6 protein-coding genes are annotated in these 7,995 nt (G+C 51.6%); all 6 read right to left on the reverse strand.

Annotated elements, in window-relative coordinates; translation table 11 throughout:
• Positions 1-263 precede the first annotated feature (263 nt).
• From B1748_RS19645 to B1748_RS19670, 6 genes are read right to left on the reverse strand one after another with little or no spacing between them, the layout of a single operon-like run.
• Positions 264-1,445: a Gfo/Idh/MocA family protein gene (locus tag B1748_RS19645; protein ID WP_087569646.1), complete on the reverse strand. Its 1,182-nt coding sequence runs from the start codon at positions 1,443-1,445 to the stop codon at positions 264-266.
• Between the two features lie 4 nt (positions 1,446-1,449).
• On the reverse strand, positions 1,450-2,847 hold the full coding sequence (locus B1748_RS19650; RefSeq protein WP_087569647.1) for an L-arabinose isomerase family protein: 1,398 nt from the start codon (positions 2,845-2,847) through the stop codon (positions 1,450-1,452).
• Positions 2,835-3,905 (reverse strand): amidohydrolase family protein, encoded by a 1,071-nt coding sequence (locus B1748_RS19655; protein ID WP_087569648.1) that lies wholly within the window; start codon positions 3,903-3,905, stop codon positions 2,835-2,837. The genes B1748_RS19650 and B1748_RS19655 overlap by 13 nt, the downstream gene beginning before the upstream one ends.
• Complete coding sequence (locus tag B1748_RS19660) at positions 3,902-5,371, reverse strand: xylulokinase (protein ID WP_179215686.1); 1,470 nt, start codon at positions 5,369-5,371, stop codon at positions 3,902-3,904. The genes B1748_RS19655 and B1748_RS19660 overlap by 4 nt, the downstream gene beginning before the upstream one ends.
• Before the next feature lie 56 nt (positions 5,372-5,427).
• Positions 5,428-6,216 carry a DeoR/GlpR family DNA-binding transcription regulator gene (locus B1748_RS19665; RefSeq protein WP_087569650.1) on the reverse strand — a complete coding sequence of 263 codons (789 nt, stop codon included), beginning with the start codon at positions 6,214-6,216 and terminating at the stop codon, positions 5,428-5,430.
• Positions 6,217-6,254: 38 nt separating this feature from the next.
• Complete coding sequence (locus tag B1748_RS19670) at positions 6,255-7,817, reverse strand: aminotransferase class III-fold pyridoxal phosphate-dependent enzyme (RefSeq protein ID WP_087569651.1); 1,563 nt, start codon at positions 7,815-7,817, stop codon at positions 6,255-6,257.
• Positions 7,818-7,995: the final 178 nt, after the last annotated feature.

Consider the following 7,995-nt stretch of genomic DNA (forward strand, 5'->3'; position numbering starts at 1 on the left):
TCTATCGCAATTCTTTATCGCCTTTTTCGCGAAACCCCTGTTCATTGGCAGCGCTATCATAATGACCTTATTCTTTTATCACTATTAGTCGACCTCCCGTTTGATAATATGGATGAACGATTTTTCATCTTTTCATTTTCATTATAAGCACATCTCACACCCATCAATAGGTCAATTAAGACAACCTATTGGACTATATGGACATATAAATAGAAATAAGCCTTCCACAAGTTTCGCATTGAACTCATGAAAGGCTTATCATATTAATTTAATTTCTTGAAGTCGACGAAAGGAACGGTCTTGCCGCCCGCAGCGACGGACTCTACCGACAGCGGGAATATCGAGCTCCAAACAACCGCATCATACACGTCAATTGCGGGTTTTCTCTCTTCCAGAATCGCCGTAGCGAATTCCTCCAGCACCAGAAAATCGCCGCCGCCATGACCGGTTTTCTCCGCCTCTTCCCTCCAACGCCTCCACACGGGATGCTCCCACTGATCTTCATGCCGCCACAGCGATTCCCACTCCGGATGAGCGGCCTCGGATGCGCCTTCCAACCAGATCAACGGCTCTTCTCGCTCATGTCTTCCCGACAAATAGGCGCCGGAAGTTCCTTGCAGCGAATAATGCGTCATGTTGTGCGGACGCGCGGATTGAACGTCGTATTTCAAGGTGATGAGTACGCCCTTCTTCGTGCGCAGCAACGTGACGGTCGAATCGCCCAGCCCCCAATATTGCGGGTTGGAGCCGGGATGCTTGTCGCCGAAATGTTCGTGGAAATACTTGGCGGTCGAACGGCTTTTGGACACGAAAGTGGTCAGGCTCTCCAGCTCATCCCCGCCCTCTCGGCCGATTCCGAGCCACTTCGCGATCGGTCCGATAGAGTGCGTCGGATACGTACAGCCGTTGTAGTCCCGAAACAGATTCCCTCGCCAAGTCAAGCTGCCGTCGGAGTCATGAAGCAGCTCGCGGACGTCGTGGATGTAGCCGCATTCCGCGGACGTAATTTCCCCAAACACCCCGTGTTCCGCCATATGACCGACCATCATGTTCGGCCGCATGTAGCAGTAGTTTTCTGCCATCATGTACGTGAGACCTGTTTGCCGGACCGTTTCGATCAGCTCCCAGTTGTCCTCAATGGACGTAGAAGCGATAACTTCGCTAATGACATGCTTGCCGGCACGCAGCGCAGCTATCGCCTGCTGGGCATGGTAAAACAGCGGAGTGGCAAGAAATACGGCATCCACTGACGCGTCTTCCAAGAGCTTCTCGTAATCGTCGTAAGCTCGTACGCCTGGATACTCGGCCTTCCACTTATTTAATACGACTTCGTTCTTGTCGCATACGGCGACCAGCTGCACTTTATCCGTCAACGCGTTCAGCGCTTCTTTAAAATGCGCTCCCCTTCTCCCGCCAACAACAGCCAATTTCACGCATTTAATCATGTCTTTAGGTCTCCTTTATAGTGACGGTATTCCAGCCCATAATCGCTCCAAAACGTTCCAATACTCGGATCGCGTCGCCATACACAACTATGCCGTGATGCGTACCCCCAAGCTCGCTATATGCGGTCAGGAAATCAGCGACCGGAATGACGGGTCGGAACCATCCTCGAATGGTATCCCTCATTCTATCTTCGCCATCTCCCTCCACCATCTCCACCGGCGACAGGAGCAACGAATAGGATTTGTTTCGTCCGGGGGCCAGATTGACGTAGACCGCTTGTCCGCCGCGAAATTTGCCGTATGCGACGACGGGATTGCCGGCATCCGTAAACGGAAAGTCTTTTTCCATAAGCTCGGGCTTTCCCGCAGCGACGCGTAAATTCATTTCGCCCATATGGCTCAGGAAAATCAGGTTGTTTTTCCAATCCGGGCAGAACATTTCAGCGAATGAAGTGTCCGGATAGACGGACAACAGCGCCCCGACCAGCGCGGCCGTCAGCAAGTCTCCTTCTCCCGCATATCCGATGCCTCGTTCCATCGCTTTGCTCGCTTCTAGAAACGGCATGCATGGCAGCGCCGACGCCCGGGTCACTTCCAGGAAGTTGGCGGTGAAAGCCGTCAACCCGTTACGCTCTATCCAGTCTCTGACCGCAAGATCCGCTTTTGTTGATTGCCGATGGGTTTCCCGGTCGAACTTTCCAGCGTGAAAACGCATCGCGTTCGATTCCATCTCCCGGTCTACCCGTTCCTCCGATACCGGGCCGAAAACGTTATCGGAATCAAGAGGATCCACGAAAATCGCGTCGATTCCAATCGCCCTGCGCAATTCGTCCGCCGGCACCCGGAAGTCCCCCATGCCGTCAAACGATTTTCCGATCGAGCCCACTTTGGCGTTCCTTAGCTTTTTCGCGATTTTCGCGGCTTTTGCGTTGTCCGCGACCCGATCCAGAACATCGGATTCCGACCAATGGCCGGCTTCGATCCGAAAGTTTTTTCCATTGCGGACGAGCAGATTGCACATATCTTGTACGCCATGAATGCCATGGTTATATAGAATTTCGTCCGGATGCTGAGAAGGACCGAAATCGTAGGTCGGCGTAGTATCCAGTACAATCAATGGAAGCTTCGTAGCTGCCAAAACGTCGGCGGATTCAAGAGAAGGCGAATAGGCCAAATGCAAGGTAACGATGGCGTCTACATCTGCTTGCTCGAAGGCTCGAACCGCCTCCGCGAATTCCGGGCTGATCCTGCACGCCTTCGCTTGTTCGACTTCCAATCCCCTTTTCTCCAGTTCCCCGGCAATCGTAAGGTAAAATGCATCAACCCGTTCTCTTGCTTCAGGCCAGATGTCGTCATAGAGCTTGACGTATAACGGCAGTAGTCCGATTTTCAGCTTTCCCATTTGCGCAGCTCCTTCTCTGTGCGATCGATGAGGGATCGAGCATTGCGATAGAAGATATCCTCAATGTCGGATTTGCTTAAACCTTCGGCTGTCGCGGCAACGCGGAAAGCTTCGATCTCCTCGTACATGAAGAACGTCAGGGAATCCGCCTCGGAGCCTTCGACCTCACGCATATGCGAATCTCCCGACACATCCCCATACATCCCTCTCGGAATCAAATTCACGTAATTGCCGTTTTCGCATATCCGTCTCGTTCGCATACGCAAGATCGGCAAATCGCTTCCGAACACGATTCGCTTCGGTCCGACCGCACGAATCAGCTGCCGGAACACATCGGTGTTCGTATTCGCGCTGAAGTCGAATACCATATTTCGCGTTTCCGCCAAAATATCGAAGGCATCGCCCACATCCTCCGGACAGTAAGCTCTTCCCACATGGGCAATGATGAGCTTCAACGACGGATAGTCGCGTTCGATCTCCAGCATTTGCGCCAAGTTCACAGGGTCCTTCAACCGGCCGTCCCGCGGGATATGCAGCATGGCCATCCAGCCATGCCGATCCAGCACTTCCAACTGATGCTTCGGCAGAAAATCGTAGATCCGGATTTCCTTCTCCGGGATATAGGGGGCGGCGAAATTCAAATACACCTTGCATCCTAGAAAACCGCCGTGTTTGATTCCTTCTTCGAATTCGGAAGCGCTCTGCTCCGGTTTCGCGACCATCAACGACGGCAAGCGATGCCGTTCTGCGCAACTCCTGACATATTCGTTCCCCGCGGCGATGTCGTAGTTCATGCTGACTTGGGAGAAGAGGAGCGGCGTCACCTCTTTGCCGGGAAACATCAGCCGGTAAGTCTCGAACAAGTCCTCGATCGAATTGTCCTTTGCGACGAGGGACGGCCATGTTACCGCTCTCACGGGCGTAGAGGAGGATGGTTTGCGGATGCTGTCCAACCATACATGCGTATGAATATCGATCATCTTGTCAGGCAAAAAATCTTTCAGCTTTTGCTCGTAGAACTTTTTGTCGACATCCTTGACTTCAAACAACTCGTTCATTTCGCATCACTCCCCAAGGTCGTATACTTGTTCAGAAATTGCCTGTATCGTGTCTCGTAGATCGTTGCCGTACTCGGGTCCGGCTTCCGGATCAGCTCGGGAAAAACCAATTGCTTCTGAGCATCCTGCTCATCCGCATACAGCCCCACGCCTATTCCTGCCACCATGGCGGCTCCAACGGCGCCCGCGCAGGAACCATTGACGGTACGGATGTCCAGGCCAAGCACGTCGGCGACGATTTGCGGCCATGGAAACGTCTCGGACGGCCCCCCTACCAAAGTCACGGAAGAAAAGCAGGTACCGTCCACTTCGAGTTTGTCGATTTTCTCCTTCAAGAGAAATACGGTACCTTCCATAATCGCTCTCGCGATATCCGCTTTCTCAGCCTGCGCAAGATCGTCGGAGTTCTCCTCCGTACTTGGGTCAATGATGAGGCCGCCCGCCCCGGGCCCGGCGGATACAGCCAGCCGGTCGAATTCACGGTAACGATCGGGACCGTCGGAAATATACTTGCGGATATAGGCATCTACCGAACTTGCAATCGCTGGAAGAGAAAACATAGCGCCCCATGGTCCCGCCGGTTGAAGAAAAGGATCCGTCAACATCCGCAGCGCAACGGATCGGTATCTGTCTTTTATTGGCATAAAGCCAACCCAGGAAGTGCCGCAGGAAATGAGCAATTGTCCCTCGTCGAGAATGCCGGACCCTCTTGCCGCGCAAGGATGGTCGAAAGCGCCGAGCACGACCGGCGTTCCTCGTGCTAATCCCATATCGGCCGAGGCTTCCGAGGTGATTCGGCCGATCCTATCGCCCGTGGAACGGATCGGGGGCAGTTTGCTCTCCGGTATGCCTAACTTTTGCAAATAGGGCGAATGCCACTGCGCCGATTTCTGATCCTGCAAATAAAAAGTGGTGGCGGTCGAGCAATCGATACCCCAGTTCCCCGTCAATTTGAAATGGAGATAATCCGTGCTCATGCAGATGATGGACGATGTCTCCAAAAGCTTCGGCGCATGGCACTTCAACCAGGCGAGATGGGCAAGCGGAAAAGATTCCAGCAACGGCCAGCCTGTCGTTTCGTGCACCTCATCCGGATTGAGCTTTCCGAACACCGTCTTCATTTCATCGCGAACGCGCTGATCCATCCAACTGAATGCCGGAATCATAGGTTCGCCCTGTTCGTCCACAAGCACGGTGTTCCCGCTGGCCGAAGCGATGCTGAGCCCGACGATGGAACCTCCTCGCGGCAAAGCGCCCGCCAGTCTGCGGATGACGCCAACGGTCAATCGGTACAACTGGCGGACGTCGAATTGAACCCCGCCACCATCGATCCTCTGATAGGCCGTCTCGCTTTTTTCACGGGATGTTATTGAACCTTTGGCCGACATCAACACGCCTTTGACGGCAGATGTTCCAATGTCGAGTCCGATCAAATAGGTATGCTCTTGATTCGTTTCTCCTGACATCGCGATTACCCTTTCTCTTAAGGAGGCTCGGCCCGATTGCAACATTTTCCGCACAACTAGACTAGTCTTACTTCAACGCCCTTTTCCCTGATCGCTTCGATATCGTCTTTGTTGGCGTTTGGATTGGAGATGAGACAATCGATTTTTTCGATGTCTTCTATTCGCGCGAAATTGGCGCGGCCGATTTTCGTATAGTCGGCTACGAGAATTCTTTTGTCCACGAGCGCGATCATTCTCCGATTCAGCTCCGCTTCCAGGTGATGATAGGTCGTCACCCCGAATTCGGAGCTTACGCCATCCGATGAAAGAATAAGCTTATCCGCTTTATATCTGTTCAACTGGTTAATGGCGTCATCGCCGGCAATAAACCCGTACTGCAAATTGATGGTGCCCCCAAGCAATACAACTACATCTATGTTGCGATTGAAGCCGGCTTCATGCGCTACAGGCAGCGAGTTCGTAATCACAATCAGATTTTTATGATTTTTTAATTCCCTCATGACATAGAGAGGAGTAGTTCCCGAACCAATAATCACCGTATCTCCGTCCGAAATCATGGAAGCCGCTTCGACCGCGATCCTTCTTTTTTCTTCTCCGTTCGTTTCCGTTCGGTCATGAAACGTCATATTGTAATAGTTTTTATAATTGCTGATCGCGCCGCCATGAACGCGCTGCAGCAGCCCCTGCTCTTCAAGTCCGTCCAGATCGCCGCGGATCGTCACTTCCGAGGTGCCGAACAGCTTGCTTAAATCCGTCACCTTTACCTTGCCCTCGCGTTGAAGCAATTCCAAAATTCGTTTTCTTCTCTCTTCGATGTCGATATCCTTCATAACGGGTTCGTTCATGAATACCCCTCCATGTTAATCAACTTGCGATACAACGATCAGCCAAGTTCAAGTTCCTTCGCCCCAATCGTTTGCAGCGCGTCGTCCATGATCTTCACCACGTAATCTATCATTTCTTTGGTGGCAATGATCGGCGGTTTCGTAAGCGCGGCCGGAGGACAGCTGGCTTTGTACGTTTGGGCGCTGATGTCGATGCACGCATGATTAAGCATACCCGTAAATCGCGATACCGTCTGCGCTTCATAGAATAATAAAGTTGAAAGATGCCCCAATCCTTCCGTTCTTTCAATAAGAGTCGGATAACGGGACGCTAATTCCCGAAGCTTATCTTCATAGTATTCGCCCATTTCGCGAATAAAGGATTCATTTTCTTCCGTGAACTTCATCGTAATCAAATAAGCCAATGCCGCAAGCTCTTCCTGACCGTTCGTAACTAATGCGCCGAACTGGTTCAGGGTGTCCATCTCGGCTGTCGTAATGATCCGGGAAGCCGGATACTGACCGCCCGGGAAGCCTTTCCCGATCACGACAAAGTCGGGATTTAATCCATACTCGCGGAACAAATAGATAGTAGGGTACCACATGCAGGATTGAATTTCGTCGCACATGATCGGGACGTCGTTGTCGTGGCATAATGCATACGCCTTGTGCAAGTAATCGCGCTCAAGCTTGATCCCCCCGTAATTCATCAATATAATTTCGTGCAAAAATCCGGCAACCTTATATGGCGGCTTATTGTAGCGTTCGAATTTCTCCCGAAAATCATCCCAATCGTTGATTCTTACCGGACAAACCTTCAAGACTCCCGCTTCTTCCAGCTTCTCGTATAGGCCGGGCCACATATCGCGCATCAATTGGGCAAAAATCGTCGTTCCATGATAGTTCGCTTTCGTACCGCCGTCATGGTCCGCCATAACGAAAAACACCGGCGTCCGACCCTCGTACTTCGGCTGGGGAAATGTCGAGTCTAGGCGATAAAACCTCGCGAGCATCATTTTGATGCCGGCTTCGCAGGCCAACGACCCGGTTTCCAAGTTGATGACGCGATTTAACACATGCGACTCGCGAGATGCCAGAATAGCCTCCAGTCCATCCGTCTCTTCCGGTCTTAGGCCGTTGATCGTCCTGACGAGCTCTCTCTCGAGCAAACGCGTTATGTAGCCCCGTGTATTGTTATGGGACGCATTTGTTATGCCGAGAGCCCTTGCGAGATCGATCAGCTTGTAACCAGGGAAATTATGACCGAGCGGCGTATGGTAGTGCTCGCTCTTGGCCGCCAAGTACAATCTGCCGTCCTCGCCCAGTCGAACATAACCTAATCCTCCTATGGGACTGGCTTTCGTATTACTTGCGTTTTTGAAAGCATCCGTCGGAGCCCCGGAGAGCGCTTTCTTTAGCCCTGAAACGAACGGCTTTCCTATGTTTCCCAACAAACCATCCATTTTGCTAACGTATGAGTCAGGCAAAAACTCGATTTCCTCCGACGCGAGTCGTTCGGCCTCCTCTTTGTTAAGGTCCATCAGAGAGATTGCAGCGGAGATCACGGCATTCATATATTGATTTCCTAGCAATTGGGATAGAGACATTTTTACAGAATTCAATAGCTCCACCTCGCTTTCTAGCTGCTTATGTTTCTTTATTGTTTCGTTTTTATTTTATTTAAGTTTCGTTTCATTGTCAAGTTCATTTCTTTATCTGGCATTCCGTAACCTGCAAAAGATGCTGACCGCCCGCTATTAAATTCCACAAAAAACCAGCTAATACCTTGTCAAGACCGTT

The organism is Paenibacillus sp. MY03, from assembly GCF_002165585.1.
Lineage (GTDB): Bacteria > Bacillota > Bacilli > Paenibacillales > Paenibacillaceae > Pristimantibacillus > Pristimantibacillus agaridevorans.

Excerpts from the sequence above, each read along its gene's own strand:
- B1748_RS19650 (WP_087569647.1), bottom strand. The coding sequence starts at position 2,847 with ATGGGAAAGCTGAAAATCGGACTACTGCCGTTATACGTCAAGCTCTAT.
- B1748_RS19660 (WP_179215686.1), bottom strand. The coding sequence starts at position 5,371 with ATGTCAGGAGAAACGAATCAAGAGCATACCTATTTGATCGGACTCGAC.
- B1748_RS19645 (WP_087569646.1), bottom strand. The coding sequence starts at position 1,445 with ATGATTAAATGCGTGAAATTGGCTGTTGTTGGCGGGAGAAGGGGAGCG.
- B1748_RS19665 (WP_087569650.1), bottom strand. The coding sequence starts at position 6,216 with ATGAACGAACCCGTTATGAAGGATATCGACATCGAAGAGAGAAGAAAA.
- B1748_RS19655 (WP_087569648.1), bottom strand. The coding sequence starts at position 3,905 with ATGAACGAGTTGTTTGAAGTCAAGGATGTCGACAAAAAGTTCTACGAG.